The sequence below is a fragment of the Bradyrhizobium sp. CCBAU 45384 genome (genome assembly GCF_028128665.1).
GTDB classification, from domain to species: Bacteria; Pseudomonadota; Alphaproteobacteria; order Rhizobiales; family Xanthobacteraceae; genus Bradyrhizobium; species Bradyrhizobium manausense.
Genome location: NZ_LBIZ01000118.1, coordinates 227,332 through 252,247, shown reverse-complemented (window position 1 = coordinate 252,247; position 24,916 = coordinate 227,332). Strand labels below are relative to the sequence as shown.

Sequence of the window (24,916 nt, the reverse complement as noted above, 5' to 3'; positions counted from 1 at the left end):
GACAGTCTGGATTGCTTCGCTGCGCGCGCAATGACGAAGAACTACGCGTAGCTCCGCATCGCCTCGGCGTGGCCACTCGCCTCAACCTCGGTGCGCGGGCGCAGCCGCGTCAGCGCCAGCATCATGCCGACGCCATAGGCCAGCGAGACAATCGAGGAACCACCGTACGAAATGAACGGCAGCGTCATGCCCTTGGCGGGGATGAGCTGGAGGTTGACCGACATGTTGATGGCGGCCTGGACGCCGAACAGGATCGCTAGCCCAGAGGCCGCAAAGCGCGAGAACATGTCCTCATTGGCATAGGCGCGCGACAGCGTGCGGATCACGACGAAGGCAAACAGCGCCAGCATGGCAAGGCACAGGATGATGCCGAACTCCTCGGCGGCGACCGCAAACACGAAGTCGGTGTGACTATCAGGCAGACTGCGTTTTGCGATGCCCTCGCCTGGCCCTAGGCCAAACCAGCCACCGTTGTAGAACGCCTCCATTGCGGTATCGACCTGAAAAGTGTCGCCGGAGGCCGGATTCATGAAGCGCTTGATGCGGCCGGCGACGTGCGGGACAAACAGATAAGCGCTGAACAGGCCGGCGGCGCCGAGGCCGGCAAGCCCGAACACCCAGATCATGCGCATGCCCGCGATGAAGAACAGCGAGCCCCATACCATCAGGATCAGCATGGTCTGGCCGAAGTCCGGCTCCATCACCAGCAGCGAGACCAGCATCAAGAGCAACACCAGCGCCATCGAGGTCGCCGGCATCTCCGGTCGCCTGGTCGATTCCGCGAACAGCCAGGCGGCGATGACGACGAAGGACGGCTTTGCGATTTCGGAGGCCTGGATATTGACGCCGACGAGCGTGATCCAGCGCCGCGAGCCCTTCACCTCGGGTCCAATAGCGAGCGTCACCACGATCAGGATGATGCTGAGCGCGAAGATGATCAGCGCCGAACGCCGGATCGCGCGCGGCGACAGGAAGGAGACGCCGAGCAGGACCATGAAGGACGGCGCCAGGAACATCACGTGACGGCTGAAGAAATGGAAGGGATCGAGCCCGATGCGGGTTGCAACCGACGGGCTCGCCGCCAGCGACAGGATGACGCCGGTCAGCATCAAGAGCAGGATCGCGCCGAACAGCGGCTTGTCGACGGTCCACCACCACTCGGAAAAGGGGGTGCGTTCTTCACGGGAGAGCATGGGCGGCCGCTTTCGGACAGAGGTCCGTCCATTGGTCGCCGAGGTTGGTTACCGGAGGGTTAAGGGAATGCGGATGTTTCGAGATGAGCTCCGCAGACGCCACAAAACACTCTGTCATGCCCCGGCTCGACCGGGGCATCCAGTACGCCGCGGCCCCTCGGCTCAAGCACGGTCTCTGGAATACTGGGTCCCCCGGTCCTACTGCGCAATTGCGCACTGGCCGGGCGACGACAGCGGAGGAGCAGCCGCGCCCTCACACCACCGGCTTCACGCCCGGCAGCGCCTGCACCAGGTCGCGGAACCTGGTGCCGCGGATTTCGAAGTTGCGGTACTGGTCGAACGAGGCGCAGGCTGGCGACAGCAGCACGACGGCGTCGGCAAGCCCTGACGCTTCCGCATCGCGCGCGGCGTGCTCGACGGCGACGTCGAGTGTCTGGCTGATCTCATGCGCGACCGCGCCCAGCGTTCCCGAAAATTCCTGCGCGGCCTCGCCGATCAGATAGGCCTTACGGATGCGCGGGAAGAATCCCGTCAGGCTGGTGATGCCGCCCGCCTTCGGCTTGCCGCCGGCGATCCAGAAAATGTCGGCAAAGGACGACAGCGCATGGGCTGTAGCGTCCGCGTTGGTGCCCTTGGAGTCGTTGACGAACAGCACGTTGCCGCGGCGGCCGACCTGCTCCATGCGATGCGCCAGCCCCGGAAAGCTGCGCAGGCCGTTCTGAAGCACATCGAGGCTGATGCCCATCGCAAGCGCAGCGGCAGCGGCGCACGCCGCATTCTGCGCATTGTGCAGGCCGCGCAGCGAGCCGATGCCGCCGAGCTTGGCGATCTCGCTGCGGGCGCCGCCCGCGGTCCGCACGATGCCGCCGTGCTCGACATGAATACCTGAAGCGAGCGGATTCTTGACGGAGATCCGCACCACGTTCTTGCCGGCGCGATCGAGCCGGTCGGCGATGTCGCGGCACCAGCCGTCATCGACACCGACGATGGACGTGCCGCCTGCCTGCACGTTCGCAACCAGGCGCTCCTTCACTTCGGCGTAATGCTCGATCGTGCCGTGACGATCGATATGGTCTTCGCTGACATTGAGCAGGATGCCGACGGAGGGATCGAGCGAGGGCGTGAGGTCGATCTGGTAGGACGACATCTCGATGACGTGGACGCGGCCCGTGCGCGGCGGCTCCAGCGACAGGATCGCGGTGCCGATATTTCCGCCCATCTGGGTGTCGTAGCCGGCAACCTTGGTCAAATGCGCGATCAGGGCCGTCGTGGTCGACTTGCCATTGGTGCCGGTGATGGCGACGAACGGCGCGTTCGGCGCGTGACGACGCCGCTCGCGGCAGAACAGCTCGATGTCGCCGATCACCTCGACGCCTGCCTCGCGCGCCTTCAGCACGCTCCAGTGCGGCACCGGATGGGTCAGCGGCACGCCGGGCGCGAGCACCAGCGCTGCGAAATTGTCCCAGGAGGCGTTGCGCAAATCCGCGGTGATGAAACCCGCCTGCGCCGCCTTGGTGACATTCTCGGCATTGTCGTCGGCGGCGATCACTTCGGCGCCACCGGCCCTCAGCGCATGGCACGAGGCCAGCCCCGAGCCGCCGAGGCCAAACACCGCGACCGTCTTGCCGGCAAAGGATGTGACCGGGATCATGAATTCTTCTCCGTCATTCCGGGGCTCGCGAAGCGAGAACCCGGAATCTCGAGATTCCAGATCGCCGCTTCGCGTCGTCCGGAATGACGATTCAGAGCAGACAACATCATCACCGCAGCTTCAGCGTGGAAAGGCCGGCGAGCGCCAGCATCACCGAGATGATCCAGAAGCGGATCACGATCTGCGGCTCGGTCCAGCCAAGCTGCTCGAAATGGTGGTGGATCGGCGCCATGCGGAAGAAGCGCTTGCCCGTCAGCTTGAACGATACCACCTGCACGATCACCGAGACCGCCTCCAGCACGAACAGGCCGCCGATCACCGCAAGCACGATCTCGTGCTTCACCGCGACCGCGATCGAGCCCAGCATGCCGCCGAGCGCGAGCGAGCCGGTGTCGCCCATGAAGATCGAGGCTGGCGGCGCGTTGAACCAGAGGAAGCCGAGCCCGGCACCCAGCAGCGCGCCGCAAAGCACCGCCAGTTCGCCGGTGCCGGCGACATATTTGATCTGGAGATAGTCGGCGAACACCGCGTTGCCGGCGAGATAGGCGATCAGCCCAAAGCTCGCGGTCGCGATCATCACGGGCACGATGGCAAGGCCATCGAGACCGTCGGTGAGGTTCACGGCATTGCCGGCACCGACGATGACGAAGGCGCCGAACACGACGAAGAACCAGCCGAAATGCAGCACGGTGTCCTTCAGGAAGGGGACCGTCAGCGCGGTCGAGGCGGGATCGCGGTTCAGCCGCACCAGCGCGTAGCAGGCGACCAGCGCGATGATCGCTTCGATCAGCAGGCGCAGCTTGCCGCCGAAGCCGCTCGTGGTCTGCTTGGTCACCTTGAGGTAATCGTCATAGAAGCCGACGAAGCCAAAGCCGAGCGTCACCGCCAGCACGATCCAGACGTAAGGATTGAGCGGATTGGCCCAGAGCACCGTGGCGACTGTCAGTCCGGACAGGATCATCAGCCCGCCCATGGTGGGCGTGCCCTTCTTGGCCAGATGCGATTGCGGACCATCGGTGCGGATCGGCTGGCCCTTGCCCTGGCGGATGCGCAAATGATCGATGATCCAGGGTCCGAACAGGAACACGAACAGCGCGCCGGTGGCAATTGCACCGCCGGTTCGGAAGGTGATGTAGCGGAAAACGTTCAGAACGGTGCGCACGGCACCGAAGCCCGGAAATGTGTTGGAGAGCTCTATCAGCCAGTAAAACATTCAGTCGGTCCTATGGCGCCTTTCGCGCGGCCTTCGCTCAGGCCCCAACCTCTGACGCGCATTCTCTGGTCTTCGTCATGGGGTCGGGCGACCCCAAAGAAACCGGACGGCGCAAAGGGTGGGATTCGGAAACTGCGCCTTCCAAGCAGTTTACGCCTTTGCCTGCAAGGCGGCCACTAGGCCCGGCACAAACTTGTTGACCCAGAACATCTTCTTGCTGCCCTTGACAACCACGACATCGCCTGCCTTCAGCAGGCTAGCGACCTCGCTGGGTTTAAGTGTGGCAGGATCGTCGTGCCAGCCCAGCCCCTTGCCTGATGGAAGCGTGTCATAGAGGTGCCGCATCAGGGGACCGACGCAATAGATGCCGTCGATGCCTTGGAGATGCGAAGCCAGCGCGGAGTGGTAGCGCGGGGCATCGTCGCCCAGCTCCAGCATGTCGCCGAGCACCGCAATGCGGCGACCGCCGGTCACGTTGCGCGCCTGCAGGCTTTGCAGCGCGGCAGCGACGCTCGCCGGATTGCCGTTGAAGCTGTCGTCGATCACGGTGACGCCGCCGACCGCCTGCTCGACGCCGCGGCCGGTCATGATGCCGACGCGATCGAGCTTGATCGCGAGCGTCGCGACGTCAAGATGGGCGGCATGAACAGAGGCGAGCGCGGCGAGCGCATTCTGCACGCGGTGCGGCGCGCCCGGCGTCAGGCTGAAGGCGATCTCCTTCTTGCCGATCGCGGCCACGACCTGCCAGTTCTCGCCATGCGGCGCGTGCTTGACCTCGTGCACCTCGGCATGCTCGCCGAAGCGCACCACCTTGCCCTTCCATTCCGACGCCTTGAGCCCGGCGGGGAGCACCAGCACGCCGTCGTCGGGCAGGCCGAGCGCGATCGACACTTTCTCGCGCCTGATCGCCTCGAGCGAGCCGAGCTTTTCCAGATGCACCGGCTGGACGTTGACGACGAGCGCGACCGTCGGCCGCGTCAACTCGCTGAGCCGCGCGATCTCGCCTGGCTGGTTCATGCCCATCTCGACGACCCAAAGGCTGGCGTCTGCCTTCGCATTGCACAGCGTCAGCGGCACACCCCAGAAATTGTTGAAGCTCGACGGGCTCGCATAGGCATTGGGATAGGCCGCCAAAAATTCCTTGGTGCTGGTCTTGCCGGCGCTGCCGGTCAATCCGATCACGGGGCCGTTGAAGCGTGCGCGCGCGGCGCGGGCGAGACCCCAGAGGCCGTCGATCAGCGTGTCCTTGACGACGATCTGCGGGACACTGATGCCCGCGATCTCGTGCGGCACGATCATCGCGGCCGCGCCTGATGCTTCCGCCTTGTCCGCGAACTCCCAGCCATCGCGCGCACTGGCGAAGGCCGAGACGAAGCCGCCGCTCGGCGTGCCTGATAGCGCCACGAACAGACTGCCCGGCTTCACCAGGCGGCTGTCCTGGGTGACGAAGTCGATCGGGGTATCAGGGAATGATCCTGTTGCACCCAGCGCACGCGCCACCTCGGCAACCGTCCATAATGGCCCGCTCATGCGACCCTCGTTGCTAATGCGGCGGCGACCGCCTCGTGATCACTGAACGGCAGCACCTCGCTGCCGACGATCTGCCCGGTCTCGTGGCCCTTGCCGGCGACGAGCAGCGCATCGCCGGCTTCCAGCTCCTCGATCGCCGCGCGGATCGCGGCCGCGCGATCGCCGATTTCGCGCGCCCCCTTGGCGGTGGCGAGGATCGCGGCGCGAATGGCTTCCGGCTTCTCGCTACGGGGATTGTCGTCGGTGATGATGACGCGATCGGCGTTCTCGGCCGCGATCTGTCCCATGATCGGGCGCTTGCCGGCATCGCGATCGCCGCCGGCGCCGAACACGACGATCAGCCTCCGCCTGGCGTAAGGCCGCAGCGCCTGCAGCGCCTTCGCCAGCGCATCGGGCTTGTGCGCGTAGTCGACGAAAACAGGCGCACCGTTGCGCTCGCCGACGCGCTCGAGCCGTCCCTTGGCGCCTTCGAGATGTTCGAGGCTCGCAAACACATGGGCTGCATCGCTGCCGGTGCCGATGGCAAGGCCGGCCGACACCAGCGCGTTCTCGATCTGGAATTCGCCGACCAGCGGCAGCCGGACTGCATGATGCTTGCCGCGATGTTGGAGACTGAGCCTTTGCGAAAAGCCTTCGACCACGGCCTCGAGGAGGCGGATACCGTCGCCTGCCCCATCGCCGTTGCGTCCCACCGCCATCACACGCAGACCACGCGTCTTCGCCGCGTCGATCGCCTCCGCCGAGCAATCATGATCGGCCGAGATCACCGCGGCGCCACCCGATGGAACGAGCTCGCGGAACAGCCTGAGCTTTGCTGCAAGATAGTGCGCGACGGTCGGATGGTAATCCATATGGTCGCGCGACAGGTTGGTGAAGCCGCCGGCGGCGATGCGCACGCCGTCCAGGCGATATTGATCGAGGCCGTGCGACGATGCTTCGAAGGCGAGATGCGTCACGCCTTCCCGCGCGATCTCATCGAGCTGCCGGTGCAGCGCGATCGGATCGGGCGTCGTCAGCGAACCGTAGACGGTGCGCTTGGGCGAGACGAGACCGATGGTGCCGATGCTGGCCGAAGCGTGGCCGAGCCGTTCCCAGATCTGGCGGGTGAACGCGGCGACCGAAGTCTTGCCGCTGGTGCCGGTTACCGCCGCGATCGTCGCAGGCTGGGCCGGGAAAAATCTGGCCGCCGCCAGCGCCAGCGCGCGGCGCGGATTGCCAACCGTGATGAACGGGACCTTGCACCCGTCGGGTGCGTGATCCCCGACCACGGCCAGCGCGCCGGCCGCGATGGCGGCGTCGATGAAGCGCGCACCGTCAGTCTTGCTGCCTGAGAGCGCAAAGAAGAGATCGCCCGGCTTGACCGCTCGGCTGTCGAGCGCAACGCCCGTCACCTCGAGCGCCCCCGCTATAGGCTCGATCGCGGCTTCATGGCCCAAAGCGTCTTGGCCTAAGAGGTCACGCAGCTTCATGGTCTTCCAGTCGACATGCCGCGCCGGAACGCCGAATCGTCAGGAAAAGCCGAATCAGCGGCGGCGGCGGCCACCCCAGTTGATTACTGGGTTGTCCTGGATGCTGCAAGAATAAGGCGGTCCGCGGGCGGCAAGTCGTAGCGGGGCTCGATGCCGAGCAGCGGCCCGATCCGGGTGATGACGTTGCCGGCGGTGGGAACAGCGTTCCAGCCCGAGGTGATGAAGCCGTAGGTCTCCTTCAGCGGCTGCGGCTCGTCGAGCATGATCAGGAGCTGGTACTTTGGCTTGTCCGCCGGCAGGATCGCGGTGAACGCGGTCAGCACTTTCTTCTTGGCATAGCGGCCATTGATCACCTTTTCGGCGGTGCCGGTCTTGCCGCCGATATAGTAACCGGGAACGTTGGCCCTCTTGGCGGTGCCGATCTCGGCATTGAGCCGCATCAGGAACCGCATCTTGTCCGACGTCTCGGGCTTGATCACGCGCTTTGCGACCGCCCGCGCCTCCTCTTCCGACCGCTTGAGGAAGGTCGGCGGAATCAGCAGGCCGCCATTGGCCAGCGCGCTGACGCCCATCACGGCCTGCAACGGCGCCACGGCCATGCCGTGGCCGAACGAGATGGTGATGGTGTTCAGATCGCCCCAGCGTTTCGGCACGATCGGCGAGGCGCTTTCCGGCAATTCGGTCCGCAGCCGTTCGAGCTGGCCCATCTTGCGCAGGAAGGCCTTGTGGGCCTCCACGCCCTGCGACAGCGCGATGCGCGCGGCGCCGACGTTGGAGGAGAAGGTGAACACCTCTTTCATGCTCAGGAAGCGGCCCTTCGGCTCGTCGTCATGAATCGCGAACTTGCCGTAGTGCAGCGGCCCGCGCGCATCCCACATCGAATCGAGGCCGTACTTGCCGGTATCGAGCGCCATCGCGAGCGTGAAGGCCTTGAACGTCGAGCCCATCTCGTAGACGCCCGTGGTCAGGCGGTTGATACGGTCAGGGTCGTGGGCTTCCTTGGGATTGTTCGGGTCGAAATCCGGCACCGACACCATGGCGATGATTTCGCCGGTGTTGACATTGGTGACGAGGCCGGAGGCCGCCTTGGTGTGGAACTTTTCCTTGGCCTTCAGCAGTTCGTCGCGCAAGGCGTGCTCGACGCGCAGATCGACCGACAGCTCGACCGGCTTTTGCAGGCGATCGGTCGCAAAACCGGCGCGATGGAGATCGGCGAGGCCCTGGTTGTCGAGCCACTTCTCCATGCCGGCGATGCCCTGGTTGTCGATATTGACCAGACCAATGAGGTGGGCGACCTCGTTGCCGGTCGGATAGACACGCTTGTTCTCGCGCAGGAAGCCGATGCCGGGAATGCCGAGCTTGTGGATGTCCTGCTGCTGCTTTGCCGTGATCTCGCGCTTCAGCCAGACGAAGCCCTTGCGCGTTTTCAGGCGGTCACGCACCTCGGCCTCGTCGAGATCGGGCACGGTCGCGGTCAACAGCTCGATCGCCTCGTCCTTGTCGATGATGCGGCGCGGCTCGCCGAACATGCTGGCGGCCTTGACGTCGGTCGCGAGGATCGCGCCGTTGCGGTCGACGATGTCGGGCCGCGCGGTCGCAACCACTTCCTGCGAGGCGGCACGACGCGCGCTGTGGGCGTCGGCACCGATCGCGAACATCACGAGGCGGCCGGCGATCAGGGTGTAGACGGTGGCAAAGGCGAGTATCGCAAGGCCGACGCGCGCACGCGCTTTCGCGGCGCGGTCGACATTGCGCCCGTAGAGCAGGCTGCGGATCAGACGCTGGCGCCAAGGCTCGGCTGGCCGCGCGGCGGGTTTGACCGGAACAGCGCTCATTGCTTGTCCTCGGGCTGGGGCACCGAGCCGGTCACGCTATCGGGATCGCTCGCGGCCTCGATGGTGTTGATCATGGACCCGATCGGATCAGGCTCGCCCGGCCGGAACATCCGCGGCGGACGATCCGGCAGGTTCTTCAGTGAATCATATTGCGTGCCGTTGACGGGCTTGAGCGGCAGATGCCGCTCGACCAGGCCTTGCAGGCGCAAGGGCGCATCGAGCCTGGCCCATTCGGAGCGCAGCTGCGCGATCGCGTCGCGCTGCTCGCGGATCTCCGCATGCAGCCGCAGCACCTTCTCGGTGCGCGCGGTGGAATCCATCTTGATCCGGTAGACATAGGCCGCCGCGAAGATCAGCGCGCCGATGACGAGAAGGTGGATGAAGCGCATCTGCTAGCCGCCCCTCATCACGTCGGAGAGTTTTGGCCAGGACGATGGCTCGTCGTCGTGATGCGCAGGCGCCGTGGTGCGCTCGGCGGCGCGCAGCTTTGCGGAACGCGCCCGCGGATTGTGCGCGACTTCTGCTTCGCCGGCGATCACGGGCCGCCGCGTCAGCAGCTGGAAGCTCGGTGCTGTTTGCGCCACCTCCGGCAGATGCCGCGAGCCGCCGCCGGTCTTGGAACGCTCTGCGAGGAAATTCTTGACGATGCGGTCTTCCAGCGAATGGAAGGAAACCACGACGAGACGGCCGCCGGGCTTGAGCACGCGCTCAGCCGCGGCGAGCGCGGTCTGGAGTTCTTCGAGCTCTTCGTTGACGAAGATGCGCAGCGCCTGGAACGTCCGCGTCGCCGGGTGAATCTCACCGGGCTTCGAGCGCACCACGCGGCCGACGAGATCGGCGAGCGCGCGCGTGGTGGTGAACGGCGTCTCCTGCCGGTCCGCCACAATGGCACGGGCGATTCGGCGCGAATGCCGTTCTTCGCCGAAGAGGTAGATGATGTCCGCGAGATCGCCTTCCGAGGCACGCGCGACCACGTCGGCGGCCGTCGGCCCGGTCTGCCCCATCCGCATATCGAGCGGACCGTCGAGACGGAACGAGAAGCCCCGACCCGCCTGGTCGAGCTGCATCGAGGACACCCCGACATCCATCACGACGCCGTCGACCGTCTCGACGCCTTGCGAGGCGCAGACTTCGGCGAGATTCGAGAAACGGTCTTCGACCAGTGTCAGCCGGCCCGAAGCGCGCGCAACCAGCCCGGCGCCGCCGGCAATCGCGGTGCGATCGCGATCGATCGCGATGACGCGGGTTCCCGGCACATCGAGGATGGCGCGGCTGTAGCCGCCGGCCCCGAAGGTGGCATCAACATAGATGCCGCCCTCGCGCGGCGCGAGATGCGCGACCGCCTCGACGCCGAGCACGGGAATGTGCGGCGCGTCGCTCATGCGTCGCGCCCGCCGGGCAGACAGGTGAAATCGGCGGCGAAGCAGCCCATCACGCCTCGAATAACTCCGCGTCGCGGCGGTTCCACGACAAAGCCCCTCTTCAGCATGCTTGCCAGCATGCGCGCCGCGCCCGGTCGTCCCAGGCCTCAATCCCGGTGTTCCCAGTGGAATATGTCGGGCAGCCATGGGGATTCGAGCCAAAAACGCTTTTGGCCGCCTCCGGACGCGGGTCGGCTCTTCACCTCTCAGTAACGGCGCTTAGCGTTAAGAAAGCGTTGATCGGCTCACGACATCTCGAAAAGGTGCCTGGGTGGTGATGCGTCATCCACACACCAGGCGCAAAATGCACGCATTAACCGACCTGCGCGATTGCGCGGACCGGACAGTAAAGAAATAGTAAAGAGAAGGGCTTGGCCCAGCCGTCCTCCGATTCTGAGCTGTTTATGTCGTCCGGTCCGTCAACACCGTCGGGTACTGATTCGAAGCGTCAGCGCGTTCTCCCGGTTCCAAAGGCCGCGGCGAACATGCGGACGTTCGAGCCGGATTCGTCGATCGTCTCGGACATCATCCCGTCGCCCAATCACGGCGAGCGCAATAAGGGACGGCAGATCGACATGATCTTGCTGCACTACACCGGCATGCCCGACGTCGAGGGCGCGCTGGCGCGGCTGTGCACGGCCGGCACCGAAGTGTCGGCTCATTACGTCGTGCTGGAGGACGGCCGCATCGTGCAATGCGTGCCGGAATCGCGCCGCGCCTGGCACGCCGGCGTCTCGTCCTGGGCCGGCGAGGACGACATCAACTCCTGCTCGATCGGGATCGAGATCATCAATCGCGGCCATGATTGGGGCTATCCGGAATATCCGCTGCGCCAGATCGCGGCCGTGATCGCGCTGTGCCGCGGCATCATGCTCCGCCGCAAGGTAGCGCCGCAGCGCGTGCTCGGCCATTCCGATGTCGCGCCCGCACGCAAGAAGGATCCCGGCGAGAAATTTCCCTGGCATTCCCTGGCTAATTCCGGCGTCGGTCACTGGGTGACGCCGGCGCCAATCGTGCGCGGCGAGACCCTGATGCTCGGCACCATCAGCGACGCGGTGCTGAACCTGCAGCAGGCGCTCGCACGCTATGGTTATGGCGTGCCGCTGTCAGGCAAGTACGATGCCGCGACCATGGAAGTCGTTACCGCCTTCCAGCGCCACTTCCGCCCCGCGCGCCTGGATGGTATTGCCGATCACTCGACGCTGTCGACGCTGCAGGCGCTGCTGGCGAGCCTGCCGGCGGATGGGACGACGGCGGCGTCGAAATAAAACGGTCATTCCGGGGCGGTCCGAAGGACCGAACTCCGGCGCGCAATTGCGCACCTGAGAATCTCGAGATTCCGGGTTCGATGCTCCGCATCGCCGCGGAATGACGGTACTAGTCGCCCATCTCCCTTACCCGCCGCGCATACAGACGCCGCAACGGTTCCAACTGCGTTGCCGCCGTCGCTGCCGCATAGGCCTCGCGCGCTTCCTGCTTCCGCTCGAGGCGCCGCAGCAAATCCGCGCGCACGGCCGGCAGCAACTCGTAGCCGTCGAGGCCGCCGCGCGCGGTGATCGCCTCGACGAGATCGAGCGCGCGCGCCGGGCCGTCGACCATCGACACGGCGGCGGCGTGGTTGAGCTCGATCACCGGTGACGGATTGATGCGCAACAGCACTTCATAGAGCCCGGCGATCTGCGGCCAGTCGGTCGCCTCGAAGCTCGGCGCGCGGGCATGCAGCGCGGCGATCGCGGCTTGCACCGCATAGGGCTGCGGCCGGCCCGGCAGGCGCAGCGCGTCGTCGACGAGGCGCAAGCCTTGCTCGATCTGCGCGCGATCCCACAGCGAGCGGTCTTGCTCTTCCAGCAGGACGATGTCGCCGGCCGCGGTCTCGCGGCCAGCGCGGCGCGCATCGTGTAACAGCATCAACGCCAGCAGGCCCTTGATTGCGGCGCGATCGGGCATCAGACGGTCGAGCAGGCGCGCGAGCCTGATTGCCTCAGTCGCAAGATCGGGCCGCATCAGGTCTGCGCCCGAGGTTGCGACATAACCCTCGGTAAAGACGAGATAGATCACGGCGAGCACGCCGTCGAGCCGCGGCACCAGCGCCTCGCGCTCCGGCACCTCATAGGGGATGCCGGCGAGCCTGATCTTCTGCTTGGCGCGGACGAGCCGCTGCGCCATCGCATCCTCACCGACGAGGAACGCCCGCGCAACCTGCGCGGCAGAGAGGCCGCAGACGGTGCGCAGCGTCAGCGCGACCTGAACCTCGGCTGCGAACGCCGGATGGCAACAGGTGAAGATCAGCCGCAGCATGTCGTCGTCGAGCATCGCCGGCGGCTCGACCGGCGTATTCGCGTTGAGCTCGAGCTCATGCAGGAGCGCCTGCTGCTTGCCGCGAAAGGCGGCCTGGCGCCTGATACGGTCGATCGCCTTGTTGCGGCCGACATTGACGAGCCAGGCGCGCGGATTGTCGGGGATTTCGCCGGCCGACCAGCGCTCCAGTGCGACCGCGAACGCATCTTGCAGCGCGTCCTCGGCCAAATCGAAATCACCGACGAGGCGGATCAGGGTGGCCAGCGCCCGCCCCGCCTCGTCGCGGAAGATCCTGTCGATGTCGCTTGGTGTGATCAATTGTAGATCATGACCGGCCGGACCTCGATCGAACCCCGCTTCGCCTCGGGAACTCGCGCGGCGAGCGCAACGGCCTCGTCGAGATCCTTGGCCTCGACCAGGTAATAGCCGCCGAGCTGCTCGCGCGTTTCCGCGAACGGACCATCGGTGGTCATGGTCTTGCCGTCGCGCACGCGCACCGTGGTCGCCGTCGTGGTCGGCTGCAGGCCGTCACCGGCCTTGAAATGGCCGCTCTGGATGATCGACTGCGTGTAGGCGCCGTATTCTCCCATTAGCTTCTGGCGGTCGGCGGCGCTCATGTCGGTCATGTAGTTTTCGTTCCGGTAGATCAGCAGCAGATATTGCATCGCTTCACTCCTGTGGTTCGGCGGGATCGCCGACATCAGTCGAACGGGGCCGGCACCAAACGACATCTTCAGGATAAATTATTTCCGCCGCCGCGTGCGCGACGATCTTGGCTTGACGAAACCGTCACAAATGCCCATTGCGTTGTCAGTCAGTCGGCCGGACGGCCGCTCCGGCAGGTGCCGAAAGGCCGCCGGGGAGGAAAGTCCGGGCTCCCTTGACATACGGTGCCGGATAACGTCCGGCGGGGGCGACCCCAGGGAAAGTGCCACAGAGAACGAACCGCTCCCTCCTCGGAGGAAGTAAGGGTGAAAAGGTGCGGTAAGAGCGCACCGCGGGTCCGGCAACGGAGCCGGCATGGTAAACCCCACCGGGAGCAAAACCGAATAGGGACGGCGTAGCGGGCTGTTCGCTTTGAGCGATAACGCCGCGGGGCGATGTCAGGCCCGCCGTCCGGGTAGGTTGCTCGAGGCCGTGTGCAAACACGGTCCCAGAGGAATGGCCGTCACGTATCGCCTGCGCAAGCAGGCGGTGCCCTACAGAACCCGGCTTACAGGCCGGCTGATATCTTGCAACGAGGGGTTCGATGCTAGCGCATCGGACCCCTCACCATTTTGGACCGTGTGCGCAACCATTCAATTGCCGTCATTCCGGGGCTCGCGAAGCGAGAACCCGGAATCCATCGTGCGACAGAGTTGGTGGAGGGATGGATTCCGGGCTCGCGACTTCGTCGCGCCCCGGAATGACGGCTGTGGGTTAAGCCACGATCTCCTGCAATACACCCATCAACGCCTCTGGCGCCGTCACGTTCGGCGCGTGGCTGGCGTCGAGCTCGAAATAGCGCCAACCATCCTCGCTCTTCGCGCGCCTTGCGAATTGGCCGAACGCGTCGCCCGGCGGAATGCGGGCGCAATAGATGTAGCTCCGCGGCATCGCCGGTTCGCCGTGCTGAAGCTTCAGCTTCGTTTCGAAACATTTGATCGGCATGTTGATGCGGCGCGCGTTGAGCCAATCGAGATCAGCCTGCGGCGTATCTGATGGCGGCGGGTTCGGCGGGATGCGGTAGCCATCACCGGCGGCGGCTGCCTTGCGCATCGGCTCGCGTCCAGCTTCGTTGAGATCGAACAGCGACTGGCCGTCACGCGGCACGAAGGCGTCAAGATAGATCAGTTGCGTGATGCGCTCACGCGCGCGGTCGGCAACGCCGGTCGCGACCATGCCGCCATAGCTGTGGCCGAGCAGCACGATGTCGTCGAGATCCTCGAATTTGATGACGCCCAGGATGTCCTGGATGTGCGTGTCGAGATCGACAGCGGGACTGGCAAGATGCGCGCGTTCGCCGAGCCCGGTGTAGGTCGGCGCGACCAACCGGTGACCCGCCTGCGCCATCAGCGGATGCATCTTCCGCCACGACCAGCCGCCGGACCACGCACCATGACAGAGCAGGAAGGTTCTTGCGCGTGCGGCCATCGGCGTTTCCATCGTTCTTGTTTTGACGCGATGGAGTGTAGCGATGGCCGGCGCGATGTAAACGCCGCGAGCCGCCTCAGGCCGCGCGCGGCGCCTTCACCAGCACGGGCGCAAGCTGGCCCGCTTCGCGCCGCAGCTTGCTCGCCTCGAACCCGTGCATGCCGATCTGCCACTGCAGGCCGACGATGGCGCCCTTGGTCGGTTGTAGCAGCGCGAGCGAGGCAAACAGCGTCACCGGCAGCCACACCGCCAGTTGCAGCCAGACCGGCGGCGCATAGGCGGTCTCCACCGCGAGGATCGCCGGCACCACGAGATGGCCGACCACGACCATCACCAGGTAGGCCGGAAAATCGTCGGCGCGCTGGTGGGACAGCTCCTCGCCGCAATGATCGCAAGCGTGAGCCACTTTCAGGAAGCGGCCGAACATGTGCCCTTCGCCGCAGTTCGGGCACTTGCCGCGAAAACCGCGCCACATCGCCTTTGCCAGAGAAACTGAACCGGTCGCCATGACGACACCTCTTCCGTTTTGCTGATCCATACAATAATATACAGTTTCCATACATTCAAAGGATATAGACCCAAATTGCATGGATTGGACCCCTACAATCTCGGAGCTGTCAGGGCCGCGCTACCAGCGTATCGTCGAAGCCATGGAGGCCGACATCGCCGCCGGCCGGCTGGTGCGGGGACAGCAACTGCCGACGCAGCGCGCGCTCGCGAAAGCGCTGGGCATTGACCTCACCACGGTGACGCGCGCCTACACCGAGGCGCGGCGCCGCGGCATCATGGAGGCCCGGGTCGGCCAGGGCTCGTTCGTGTCCGAGACCAGCGCGCGCCGCGCCGTCGACCTGCCGCATCCGGTCGCGATCGATCTGTCGATGAACGTGCCGCCGCATCCGCTGGAGGCGCAGCTCGACGAGCGCATCCTCGCCGGCCTTGAGGCCCTTCGTGCGCAATCGGGTCTGACCGCGTTCCTGAACTACCAGCCGCCGGGCGGCAGCGCGCATGAGCGCGAGGTCGCCGCGCGCTGGATGCGCTCGCGCGTTCCACATGCGCAGGCCGACAAGCTCGTGATCTTTCCCGGCGCGCAGACGATCCTGTTCAACCTGCTCGCGCACCTTGCGCGGCCGGGTGACGTCGTGCTGACGGAGGCTCTCACTTTCCCTGGCATCAAAGCGGCGGCGGCGCAGCTCGGCGTCAGGCTCGTCGGCGTCGCCATGGATGACGGCGGCATCTTGCCCGATGCGCTGGCGAAGGCATGCCGCAGCTACAAGCCGAAGGCTGTCTATCTCATTCCGACGTTGCACAATCCGACCACCGCGACACTCTCCGCCGATCGTCGTAACGCCATCGCAAAAATCATCCGCGATGCCGATACAGACCTGATCGAAGATGATGCCTACGGGCTGCTCGAGCGATCGGCCTCGCCGATTGCGAACCTCATCCCTGACAGGACATATCTCGCGACCACACTGTCAAAATGCATCGCGCCGGCGCTACGCGTCGCCTATCTGCTCACGCCCGACAGCGGCGCGCAGCTTCAGATGCGAGGCCATCTGCAGGCGACCGTGCAGATGCCCGCACCGCTGATGGTCGCGCTGGTGACGCACTGGCTCGAGGGTGGGATCGCCGACCGCATCATCACGGCCATCCGCAGCGAGGCCGTCGGCCGCCAGCAATTGGCGCAGCGCGCGCTGAAGGGGTTTCAGTTCCAGGCCAGGCCCGCCGCGCATCATTTGTGGCTGCGGCTGCCGGAGGGATTGGGCCGCCGCGATGTCACCGCGCAGCTGCTGCGCGAAGGGCTCGCCGTCGTGGCCAGCGACTCTTTCGTGGTCGATGGCGACCCGCCGAATGCGGCGCGGCTGTCGCTCGGCGCCGCGCGCAATCGTGCGGAACTCACGCAAGCACTCCGGATTCTGACCGGCGCGCTGCAAAGACCCGCTGATACCAGGCAGATCGTCTAAGGCGCGTTAGCCACCTTGTCTCACGCTGTCGAGAAATTGCTCGCGTTCGCCGGGTGCGTAACCCTGGGAATCTCGCGGATACATTCCATAGTCTTCACCGTATGGTGCCGCGCGGGGATAGATCGCCGGCCCGGATGGCGCGTAACCAAAAGCCGAAGCGGGGTCTGAGGCGCCCTGATCGGGACGAACAATATGGTGCCGGTGCGCGTGGTGCACCGTGGCCGCGTTCACAGAGCCCGCCAAGGCGATCAAGAGGCTCGAAGCCAGAATCATACGCATCGTTTTTCCTCCAATCGACAGCCGCCCGCCTCAGATACGAATCAGGTCGCGCTTTTCCAACAAGGAGCGGGTTCACGATTAATCACATCGGTGGCATCACCGGCGCGCCCCACCTATGGTTGTTGTCCATTGTCCACCCTGGACTGCGGAATCAGCGGGGCTACGCTCATCGAGCCGCGAACCCGAACTCCTATGCGGACGACCTGGGCATGTCGTTCGAAAATGCCCGACGATTGCAGGTCGCGGTTGCGTGCAAGCATGCATTGACCGCCACGTCCGCGGCCGTGCTATGCACGGTGCGGTGATCACGAGATCGCGCCAACAGGAACCTAAGGCTTGGAAACGTTCACGATTGCGCTGCTGCTGTTCGGCGCGCTGGCCGGTGGCTTCGTCTCGGGGCTGGCCGGGTTCGGCACGGCGCTGATGGCGCTCGGCATCTGGCTCTATGTTCTGCCGCCCTCGCTCGCGGTGCCCTTGGTGCTGATCTGATCGGTGATCGCGCAGAGTTCGACGCTGCCATCGATGTGGAAGAGCTTTGACCTCTCGCTGGTGTGGCCGTTCCTGATCGGCGGGTTGATCGGCGTGCCAATCGGGACCACGCTGGTCGCCTCCGCCGATCCCAAGGTGTTCAGGCTGAGCGTCGGCGTCCTCTTGCTGATCTTCTCGAGCGCGCTGTACTTCAACAAGAAGCAGTTCGCCGTGACCTTCGGCGGCCGCATCGCCGATGGCGCGATCGGCTTTGCCGGCGGCATTCTGGGCGGCCTTGCCGGCCTGTCCGGCCCGCTCCCGATCCTGTGGGCCAACATCCGTGGTTGGAACAAGCACGAGCGGCGCGGCATCTTCCAGTTGTTCAATTTCACCGTGCTTGCTACCGCGCTGGTGTTTCAGACGGTCTCGGGCCTGGTCGCATTCAAGGTCGTCTGGCTCGCGATGGTCGCCTTCCCGGGCACGCTGATCGGCGCGTGGCTGGGAGCGCGTGTCTATCACGCGCTCAGCGACAAGCATTTTGGCGACGTCGTGCTCGGCCTGCTGTTCCTGTCGGGCGCGACGCTGGTCTGGAACAGCGTCAATGCGTTCTAGCTCTTCTTCGCCAGCGCCATGCCGCCTGCGACACCGACACCAAGCACATAGATCCAGCCCGGCGTGAAGTCGAACAAATGGGTGTTGAGCAGCGAGGACAGCATGTTCTGCACCACGACCAACAGGCCGATCCAGCAGGCGAGCCCCTCGCCACGGAACATCAGCAAATGCGCAAACCACAGCGCGTAGAGCACCAGGACGCCCACCACGCCCCATTGCACCGCAACGCTCAGCGTCTGATTGTGCGGATTGCCGACGATCTCGCTGCGCAGCGGATCGACCTCCACATCCGCAGCCGCACCCGCGAACAGAGCGCGGATCGAGCCGGTGCCGTGGCCAAGCAGCGGCGCGTCTGCAATGAAGCCCAGGGATTTGCGCCAGTACTCCAGACGTGAGCCCATGCCGCTCACCTGCTTGTCCTCCACGCTCATCTCGTAGTCGCCCTGGAATTTCGCAACGGTCACGCGCAGATGCGGCGAGACCGCCCAGAGGAACACAGCCAACAAGGCCATCGCGCCCGCAGCCAGTAAGGCGGCGCGCCAACGCAGATGAAGGAGAGCAAAGACCACGAGCAGGATCGGCAGCGTCACCAGCGCGGTGCGCGAGACCACGACAAACATCATGTTGACGAGAAAGCCGGTCGCGATGGCCGTGAGCACGATCGCGATGCGGGCGCGTCCCTTTCGAAACAGCGTCACGATCGGATAGATCAACGCAATCGCGCAGAGGGCGAACTCCTGGCTCTGATCGATATAGTTGCGCACGGCGACCCCGCTCTCGATCTTATAAGGTCCGCGCGACAGATAGAGCTTCAGCGACAGATCGGGGTCAACAGCCACGGCGAAGGAGACCAGCATGACCAGCGCGCAGGACGCCAGAAAGGCCGCGAACACCCAGATGCCGTAGGGCCAACGCTCGAACTGGTAGATCAGGAGCGGGATCACCAGGAGCTTCAACACCGGCCCGATCGCATGAATTCTTTCCGGCCATGGGGCACCCGACCAGAGCATGCCGACAAGCGCGAGGACCACCAGCGCAATCGGCAGCAGGCAGACCGGACGGAGCAGCGAGCGCGGGAAGTCGCGCAGGTCGAGGAACGCGAAGGCAATCAGCCAGGGGATCAGCGCGAACGTCGTCCCGGTCGTCGTCCACGGCAGCAGCAAAGCGATCAGCGCGACGAAACGAGCCGGCGTGCGGTAGCGCGCCGCCCAGATTGCCGAGAGCCAGGTCGCCGGCCGCCCCTCGTCCGCCACTCCGCCCATTCGTCCCTTCGACAACCCACTCCCGCGGCCGGGCAAGTTAGCCGGAGCCGCGGGGATGGAACAAGCCGTCGCTACGCCGGCTCGCGTGCCAAAGGAGCGGTGGGCTCCGGACTCGCGGGCTCCGCAGCAGTCTCTTTTGGCGTCACCCTCGGTTTCCTGAACTCGCGGCGCAGCAACCACAGGCTCTGGACCGCCTGGAGCGTCGTCGCCGCATTCGAGATGTACCAGACGTATTCGATCCGAAAGCCCGGCCGTGTCGAGAGCCAGATCGCCGGCAACGAGTAAGTGAGGACGCGCGTCGCCGAGCTCCACAGCACCGGCTTGGTGTTGCCGAGACCCTGGAACATGCTGGAGCAGACGAAGATCAGTCCCTGCGCCACCATGTTCAGCGAGATCATCTTCAGGAACAGCAACGCGACCCTCATGGTCTCCGGATCATTCGAGAAGCCGGCGAGCAGCAACCCGGGCGCGAGCTGCACGAACACAGTGAGCATGATCATCACGGCCGTCGCAATCAACGCCGCCTTGACGAACGTCTCCCGCACCCGCTCGCTATTGCCCGCACCGAAGTTCTGGCCGGCAATCGGCCCCGCCGCGAGCGCGACGGCGAGGGCCGGCATCTGGATCAGGCCGATGACGCGCGTGCCGATGCCAAAGCCGGCCTGGGCCGCCGGACCAAGGTCTCGCAGCACGTAGTAGATCGCGGCCATGAAGATGAAGATCATCACGAACTCGCCGCCCGCGGGCAGGCCGACATTGAGGATCCGTTTCCATTGCCGCAGCTGTGGACGCCACTGCGCCGGATGGAACGCGACGTAGCGCTCCAGCCTGTGGAAATAAGCGAACAGCATCAGCACGCCGATGAACACGGCGATCGAGCTTGCCAGACCCGCTCCGGCGACACCGAACGCGTGTCCGGTGCCCCAGCCGGTGATCAGGACCGGCGCCAGCGCGATGTTGAGGAGCACGGCGAGCACCTGCACCAGCATGCTCGGCCGCACGATGCCGGTGGCCCGCAGTGCCGCCCCCATCACTTGCGTCACGAATTGCAGCGCCAGCGCCGGCATGAACCAGTGGAAATAGGTGGCGCCGGCCTCGATCGTGGCCGCGTCGACCGAGATCGCGCGCATATAGGGGCGCGCCAGCGCCAGGCCGCCGAGCAGCGTCAGCAGCCCTGACAGCACCGACAGCACGACCGACTGGTTGAAGATGATATTGGCGTCGTCGCGATCCTTGCGGCCGACGGCATGCGCGATCAGCGCGACCGCGCCGACGCCGAGCATCTGCATCAACGCGTTGACGAGGAAGCCGGCGTTGCCGGCCGCGGCGACGCCGGCAACCGCGGCATCGCCGAGCCCGGACACGAAGTACAGGTCGACGAGCTGGCAGATCATGATCGTGATCATGCCCGCCACGATCGGTGGCGCCATGCTCAGGATGTGGCTCACGATGGAGCCGCGCGTCAGGTCCTTCATGTCATTCCATCCTCGACGACGCGACGGCGGGATCTTCGCCCCGCCACCGCGCGTCATTCCGCCGCTGCGATATGCCCGAGCTCCACCACCTGGCGCTCGAACAGACTTCGATAGATGCCCCCTCGCTTGCTCGCGAGCATGGCATGGGTGCCCTGCTCGACGATCTCGCCGCGGTCGAACACGAGAATGCGATCGAGGCTCTTCACCGTCGACAGCCGGTGCGCGATCACGATCGAGGTGCGGCCTTTCATAAGCCGCTCCATTGCCTGCTGGATCAGCGCCTCCGATTCCGAATCGAGGCTCGAGGTCGCCTCGTCCAGGATCAGCACCGGCGCATCCGCCAGGAAGGCGCGCGCCAGCGCCACGCGCTGCCGTTCGCCGCCGGACAGTTTCACGCCGCGTTCGCCGACCAGCGTGCCGTAGCCCTTCGGCAGGCGCAGGATGAAATCGTGCGCGTTGGCCAGCCGCGCCGCCTGCTCGATCGCCTCCAGGCTGGCGCCGGGCCGGCCGTAGGCGATGTTCTCGGCCAGCGTGCGGTGAAACAGGATCGGCTCCTGCTGCACGATCGCGATCTGGCTGCGCAGCGATTGCTGCGTTGCCAGCGCGATATCCTGCCCGTCGATCAGCACGCGGCCGTCGGTGACGTCGTAGAGCCGCTGCACCAGCTTGACGAACGTCGTCTTGCCGGAGCCGGAGCGGCCGACGAGGCCGACACGTTCACCGGCGCGGATCGTGAGCGACAATCCGTCGTAGAGCGGCGCGCGATGGCCACCATAGTGGAACGTGACGTCGTCGAACACGATCTCGCCGCCTTCGATCGCGATCGGCAGCGCGCCTTCGGCATCCGCAATGCCGATCGGCTCGTCATGGATCGCCACCAGTTCGTCCATGTCGTTGACCGAGCGCTGGAGGTTGTTGATGTGCATGCCGACATCCCGCGGGTAAGCGTGGATCACGTAGTAGCTCGTCAGCACATAGGTGACGTCCCCGGGCGAGGCGCGACCCGACATCCACAGCAGCACCGAGCCGCCGATCACGGACGCACGCAGGCACAGCAGCAGCGAGAGCTGCGACATGGCCGTGTAGTTGTAACGGAACCAGGTGCGACGCACGCGCGTGCGCCAACGCTTGATGACGCGGGCGAGCCGCGCATCCTCGCGCATCTCCGCGCCGAACGACTTCACCACCGCGTTGCAGGTCAGCGCGTCCGCCAACGTGCCGCCGACCTTGGTGTCCCAGGCATTGGAGACACGCGCGGCCGGCGCGATGTAGCGGGTCGAGAACAGCACCGTCATCGTGACATAGACAGCCGCGCCGAGCGCGATCACCGCACCGAGCGAGCCCCAATGCGTGCCGAGCAGGATCATCGACCCGATCAGCACCGCAAGCGACGGCAGCAGCGCCAGCAGGATGGTGTCGTTCAGGAGATCGAGCGCCCACATGCCACGCGTGATCTTGCGCACGGTCGAGCCGGCGAAGGAGTTGGCATGCCAGTCGGTCGAGAAGCGCTGCACGCGCAGGAAGGCATCCTGCGCGACGTCAGACATGATCTTCAGCGTGAACGGCACGATCACCTGGAGGCCGCCCAGGCGCAACACCATCGACGCAGCGCCCAGGACCACGATTCCGCCCAGCGCCACCAGCGCGGCCTGGCGCGCATCGGGATCGGACGGCCCGCGCGTCAACGCATCGACCAGATGCCCTGAGAACACCGGCATGAACAGGTCGGCGACGGTCGCACCTAACAGGCCGACGGCGATCGCAAGCGCCCGCCCCGGCTGCTTCAGCCAGTGCCTGAACACGAAGGGCAGCACCACGCGGATCGCCGCGGGCTTTTTTGACAGAGCGGTCATGGCTTCATCCGGCCGCTGTTGCTGCGGGCCGGCTCCATCGATGGACGCAAGTCGGCCCGAAGGCCGCAACGGCGTCACGTAAGACTGATTTTGACTTGGAAAGCGGAACGATCGGGACCTGGAGCCCAATCGAAGCTGGCGGAAGAGGCCTCTAACAGGCCGCGTACATACCGAACCAGAAGAACATCGAGCGCGGGGGTACGATCTGCGAATGCGACGACATCATGCAAATCTCTCCCCGGTTCGATTGAAATGAGGTGCGCTTTATAGATGTGTCATTTGCGATTTGCAACGGGGCCTGCGCGAGATCACGCACGAGTGTTGCATTTTGGTGCGCATAACTCCGCACTCCACTGTCATGCCCCGGCTTGACCGGGGCATCCAGTACGCCGCAGCGGCTGTGGCGAGAGCGAGCTTTCCAGCGCGGGTCTCTGGGATACTGGGTCGCCCCCGTTCCCGGCTCCGCCAAGGCCCCCACGAGCGCTCGGCGCGCCGAAGCTTCAGCGAAGGCGGCGAGCCGGGCGACGACACTGATCGCTTGGCCGGCTAATGCGCGTCGCCGCCGCTGCCGAACGGCGAGGCCGGCCTTTTCAGCAGGGTGACCAGCACGCTGAGGCAGAGGTAGAACAGCGTCAGCATGAAGAACGCGTCGCCAAAGCTCATCACCACAGCCTGACGGTGCACGATCTGGCTGAGCTGCTTCATCGCCATCAGCGCGGAGTCGCCGAGCCCCTGGAACTTTTGCTGGAGCATGGTCAGCGTTTCGGTCGCAGTCGCATTGCCCCAGGTCATGCGCTCCTGAAAGCGCGTGATGTGCAGGTCGGTACGATTATTGAGCACGGTGTTGATGACGGCGAGCCCGACCGCACCACCGAGATTGCGCATCAGGTTGAACAGGCCGCTGGCGTTCTTCACTTTCTCGGGCGCAAGTGTGCCGAGCGCGACGTTGTTGGTCGGCACCATCGCGAACATCATGCCGATGCCGCGCAGGATCTGCGGCATCAGCAGCTCGTAGAAATCGTAGTCGCGCGTGATCCAGGTCATCTGGTAGGAGCCGATCGCGAACACGATCAGGCCGAACGCGATCATGTAGCGCATGTCGAGCTTGGCCATGAGCCGGCCGACCAGCGGCGCGACCAGGAACATGGTGATGCCCGAGACGAACATGGTCTCGCCGATCATCAGCGCGCTGTAGCCGCGCACCTCGGCGAGATAGCGCGGATAGATGTAGGTCAGGCCGTAGAGGCCGATGCCGATGCAGAATTGCAGCGTGCAGCCGACGGCGAAATTCCGGTCGGAGAAGGTGCGCAGGTTGACGATGGGCTCGGCTGCCGTGAAGACACGCACGAAGAAGGCGATCGCCGAGACGGCGCAGATCGCGGCGCAGATCGCCACCGACGTGTCCTGCAGCCATTCATATTGCGGCCCCTCTTCCAGCACATATTCCAGCGTGCCGAGGAAGCCGGCCATGAACAGCAGGCCCCACCAGTCGAAGCGGTCGAGCAATTCGAAATGCGGCTCGTCGAAATCGACCAGCGCCCAGACGCCGAGGGTGATGCCGATGCCCGGCACGACGTTGATGAAGAACAGCCAGTTCCAGGACATCAAATCGGTGATGTAGCCGCCGACCGTCGGCCCGACGGTGGGAGCCAGCGTCGCAACAAGCCCGATGATGGGACCGACGATGTTGAATTTCGAACGCGGGAACACAGTGTAGGCGGAGGCGAACACCGTCGGGATCATGCCGGCGCCGAGGAAGCCCTGGAGCGCGCGCCACAGGATCATCTCCTCGATGGTCGTGGCGAAGCCGCAGAGCAGGCTCGAAATCGTGAAGCCGGCCGCCGAGATCGCGAACAGGAGTCGCGTGCCGAAAGCGCGCGACAAGAATCCCGACAGCGGGATCGCGATCACTTCCGCGATCAGATAGGCGGTCTGGACCCAGGAGACTTCGCTGGAGCTTGCCGACAGGCCGGCCTGGATTTCGCTCAAGGACGCCGAGACGATCTGGATGTCCAGGATCGACATGAACATCCCGAACACCATGATGATGAAGGCGAACAGCCGCTTGGGCGCGATGCGCTCCGAAGCGGGATCCGCCATCATGGCAGGTGAAGCAGTCGTGGCGTTCGCCATGGTGTCAGCTCTGGCTGGAGCAAGCTGCGAGTTGGGTACACCTCTCCCGCTTGCGGGAGAGGTCGGATCGCATCGAAGATGCGATCAGGGTGAGGGCTTTCTCCTCTCGGGGAGTCTCCCTGGAGGA

At 65.2% G+C, this 24,916-nt stretch carries 18 protein-coding genes, 1 other RNA gene and 1 pseudogene; 4 read left to right on the top strand and 16 right to left on the bottom strand.

Annotation, left to right across the window (positions count from 1 at the left end):
* Positions 1-41: 41 nt before the first annotated feature.
* The 8 genes from ftsW to rsmH all read right to left on the bottom strand — a co-directional run bounded on the left by ftsW (position 42) and on the right by rsmH (position 10,273).
* On the bottom strand, positions 42-1,193 hold the full coding sequence (gene ftsW / locus XH80_RS34980; protein WP_271602538.1) for a putative lipid II flippase FtsW: 1,152 nt from the start codon (positions 1,191-1,193) through the stop codon (positions 42-44).
* A gap of 253 nt (positions 1,194-1,446) precedes the next feature.
* The gene (gene murD / locus XH80_RS34975; RefSeq protein ID WP_271602537.1) at positions 1,447-2,844 is read right to left on the bottom strand and encodes a UDP-N-acetylmuramoyl-L-alanine--D-glutamate ligase; all 1,398 of its coding nucleotides are present in this window, start codon (positions 2,842-2,844) and stop codon (positions 1,447-1,449) included.
* A gap of 109 nt (positions 2,845-2,953) precedes the next feature.
* Positions 2,954-4,057: a phospho-N-acetylmuramoyl-pentapeptide-transferase gene (gene mraY, locus XH80_RS34970; RefSeq protein WP_057754400.1), complete on the bottom strand. Its 1,104-nt coding sequence runs from the start codon at positions 4,055-4,057 to the stop codon at positions 2,954-2,956.
* A gap of 150 nt (positions 4,058-4,207) precedes the next feature.
* On the bottom strand, positions 4,208-5,587 hold the full coding sequence (locus tag XH80_RS34965) for a UDP-N-acetylmuramoyl-tripeptide--D-alanyl-D-alanine ligase (protein WP_271602536.1): 1,380 nt from the start codon (positions 5,585-5,587) through the stop codon (positions 4,208-4,210).
* Positions 5,584-7,056, bottom strand: coding sequence for a UDP-N-acetylmuramoyl-L-alanyl-D-glutamate--2,6-diaminopimelate ligase (locus XH80_RS34960; protein ID WP_271602535.1), 1,473 nt, complete (start codon positions 7,054-7,056; stop codon positions 5,584-5,586). Before XH80_RS34960 ends, XH80_RS34965 begins: the two co-directional genes overlap by 4 nt.
* 83 nt (positions 7,057-7,139) lie before the next feature.
* The gene (locus XH80_RS34955) at positions 7,140-8,891 is read right to left on the bottom strand and encodes a peptidoglycan D,D-transpeptidase FtsI family protein (RefSeq protein ID WP_271602534.1); all 1,752 of its coding nucleotides are present in this window, start codon (positions 8,889-8,891) and stop codon (positions 7,140-7,142) included.
* Positions 8,888-9,280, bottom strand: coding sequence for a cell division protein FtsL (ftsL, locus tag XH80_RS34950; RefSeq protein ID WP_237865919.1), 393 nt, complete (start codon positions 9,278-9,280; stop codon positions 8,888-8,890). The genes XH80_RS34955 and ftsL overlap by 4 nt, the downstream gene beginning before the upstream one ends.
* Before the next feature lie 3 nt (positions 9,281-9,283).
* Positions 9,284-10,273, bottom strand: coding sequence for a 16S rRNA (cytosine(1402)-N(4))-methyltransferase RsmH (gene rsmH, locus XH80_RS34945; RefSeq protein ID WP_271602533.1), 990 nt, complete (start codon positions 10,271-10,273; stop codon positions 9,284-9,286).
* Positions 10,274-10,797: 524 nt separating this feature from the next.
* Between rsmH and XH80_RS34940 the strand changes: the two genes are divergently transcribed.
* A complete protein-coding gene (locus tag XH80_RS34940; protein WP_271602532.1) occupies positions 10,798-11,580 on the top strand; it encodes an N-acetylmuramoyl-L-alanine amidase in 783 nt (260 codons plus the stop codon).
* A gap of 109 nt (positions 11,581-11,689) precedes the next feature.
* Here XH80_RS34940 and XH80_RS34935 read toward each other — a convergent pair whose 3' ends face one another.
* Positions 11,690-12,925: an RNA polymerase sigma factor gene (locus XH80_RS34935; protein ID WP_271602788.1), complete on the bottom strand. Its 1,236-nt coding sequence runs from the start codon at positions 12,923-12,925 to the stop codon at positions 11,690-11,692.
* Complete coding sequence (locus XH80_RS34930; protein ID WP_057754450.1) at positions 12,925-13,275, bottom strand: YciI family protein; 351 nt, start codon at positions 13,273-13,275, stop codon at positions 12,925-12,927. Before XH80_RS34930 ends, XH80_RS34935 begins: the two co-directional genes overlap by 1 nt.
* A gap of 149 nt (positions 13,276-13,424) precedes the next feature.
* Between XH80_RS34930 and rnpB the strand changes: the two genes are divergently transcribed.
* Positions 13,425-13,842, top strand: an RNA gene (gene rnpB, locus XH80_RS34925) — RNase P RNA component class A.
* Positions 13,843-14,029: 187 nt separating this feature from the next.
* Here rnpB and XH80_RS34920 read toward each other — a convergent pair.
* Together XH80_RS34920 and XH80_RS34915 are read right to left on the bottom strand one after the other, a co-directional pair.
* Complete coding sequence (locus XH80_RS34920) at positions 14,030-14,743, bottom strand: alpha/beta fold hydrolase (RefSeq protein WP_271602531.1); 714 nt, start codon at positions 14,741-14,743, stop codon at positions 14,030-14,032.
* Between the two features lie 76 nt (positions 14,744-14,819).
* Positions 14,820-15,281: a DUF983 domain-containing protein gene (locus XH80_RS34915; protein WP_271602530.1), complete on the bottom strand. Its 462-nt coding sequence runs from the start codon at positions 15,279-15,281 to the stop codon at positions 14,820-14,822.
* A gap of 49 nt (positions 15,282-15,330) precedes the next feature.
* Here XH80_RS34915 and XH80_RS34910 point away from each other — a divergent pair, with 49 nt between their 5' ends.
* The gene (locus XH80_RS34910) at positions 15,331-16,707 is read left to right on the top strand and encodes an aminotransferase-like domain-containing protein (RefSeq protein WP_271602529.1); all 1,377 of its coding nucleotides are present in this window, start codon (positions 15,331-15,333) and stop codon (positions 16,705-16,707) included.
* Between the two features lie 615 nt (positions 16,708-17,322).
* Positions 17,323-18,066: pseudogene (locus XH80_RS34905) on the top strand (sulfite exporter TauE/SafE family protein).
* Here the strand turns inward: XH80_RS34905 and XH80_RS34900 are convergent.
* The 4 genes from XH80_RS34900 to XH80_RS34885 form a co-directional block, all read right to left on the bottom strand.
* On the bottom strand, positions 18,063-19,328 hold the full coding sequence (locus XH80_RS34900) for an O-antigen ligase family protein (protein WP_271602528.1): 1,266 nt from the start codon (positions 19,326-19,328) through the stop codon (positions 18,063-18,065). The pseudogene XH80_RS34905 and the gene XH80_RS34900 sit on opposite strands and share 4 nt — an antisense overlap.
* 71 nt (positions 19,329-19,399) lie before the next feature.
* Positions 19,400-20,803: an MATE family efflux transporter gene (locus XH80_RS34895; RefSeq protein WP_271602527.1), complete on the bottom strand. Its 1,404-nt coding sequence runs from the start codon at positions 20,801-20,803 to the stop codon at positions 19,400-19,402.
* A gap of 53 nt (positions 20,804-20,856) precedes the next feature.
* Positions 20,857-22,656: an ABC transporter ATP-binding protein gene (locus XH80_RS34890; RefSeq protein ID WP_271602526.1), complete on the bottom strand. Its 1,800-nt coding sequence runs from the start codon at positions 22,654-22,656 to the stop codon at positions 20,857-20,859.
* Between the two features lie 546 nt (positions 22,657-23,202).
* A complete protein-coding gene (locus tag XH80_RS34885) occupies positions 23,203-24,789 on the bottom strand; it encodes a DHA2 family efflux MFS transporter permease subunit (RefSeq protein WP_271602525.1) in 1,587 nt (528 codons plus the stop codon).
* Positions 24,790-24,916: the final 127 nt, after the last annotated feature.

Coding starts and splice junctions, on each gene's coding strand:
- ftsW (WP_271602538.1), bottom strand. CDS start 1,193: ATGCTCTCCCGTGAAGAACGCACCCCCTTTTCCGAGTGGTGGTGGACC.
- murD (WP_271602537.1), bottom strand. CDS start 2,844: ATGATCCCGGTCACATCCTTTGCCGGCAAGACGGTCGCGGTGTTTGGC.
- mraY (WP_057754400.1), bottom strand. CDS start 4,057: ATGTTTTACTGGCTGATAGAGCTCTCCAACACATTTCCGGGCTTCGGT.
- XH80_RS34965 (WP_271602536.1), bottom strand. CDS start 5,587: ATGAGCGGGCCATTATGGACGGTTGCCGAGGTGGCGCGTGCGCTGGGT.
- XH80_RS34960 (WP_271602535.1), bottom strand. CDS start 7,056: ATGAAGCTGCGTGACCTCTTAGGCCAAGACGCTTTGGGCCATGAAGCC.
- XH80_RS34955 (WP_271602534.1), bottom strand. CDS start 8,891: ATGAGCGCTGTTCCGGTCAAACCCGCCGCGCGGCCAGCCGAGCCTTGG.
- ftsL (WP_237865919.1), bottom strand. CDS start 9,280: ATGCGCTTCATCCACCTTCTCGTCATCGGCGCGCTGATCTTCGCGGCG.
- rsmH (WP_271602533.1), bottom strand. CDS start 10,273: ATGAGCGACGCGCCGCACATTCCCGTGCTCGGCGTCGAGGCGGTCGCG.
- XH80_RS34940 (WP_271602532.1), top strand. CDS start 10,798: ATGCGGACGTTCGAGCCGGATTCGTCGATCGTCTCGGACATCATCCCG.
- XH80_RS34930 (WP_057754450.1), bottom strand. CDS start 13,275: ATGCAATATCTGCTGCTGATCTACCGGAACGAAAACTACATGACCGAC.
- XH80_RS34920 (WP_271602531.1), bottom strand. CDS start 14,743: ATGGCCGCACGCGCAAGAACCTTCCTGCTCTGTCATGGTGCGTGGTCC.
- XH80_RS34915 (WP_271602530.1), bottom strand. CDS start 15,281: ATGGATCAGCAAAACGGAAGAGGTGTCGTCATGGCGACCGGTTCAGTT.
- XH80_RS34910 (WP_271602529.1), top strand. CDS start 15,331: ATGGATTGGACCCCTACAATCTCGGAGCTGTCAGGGCCGCGCTACCAG.
- XH80_RS34900 (WP_271602528.1), bottom strand. CDS start 19,328: ATGGGCGGAGTGGCGGACGAGGGGCGGCCGGCGACCTGGCTCTCGGCA.
- XH80_RS34895 (WP_271602527.1), bottom strand. CDS start 20,803: ATGAAGGACCTGACGCGCGGCTCCATCGTGAGCCACATCCTGAGCATG.
- XH80_RS34890 (WP_271602526.1), bottom strand. CDS start 22,656: ATGACCGCTCTGTCAAAAAAGCCCGCGGCGATCCGCGTGGTGCTGCCC.
- XH80_RS34885 (WP_271602525.1), bottom strand. CDS start 24,789: ATGGCGAACGCCACGACTGCTTCACCTGCCATGATGGCGGATCCCGCT.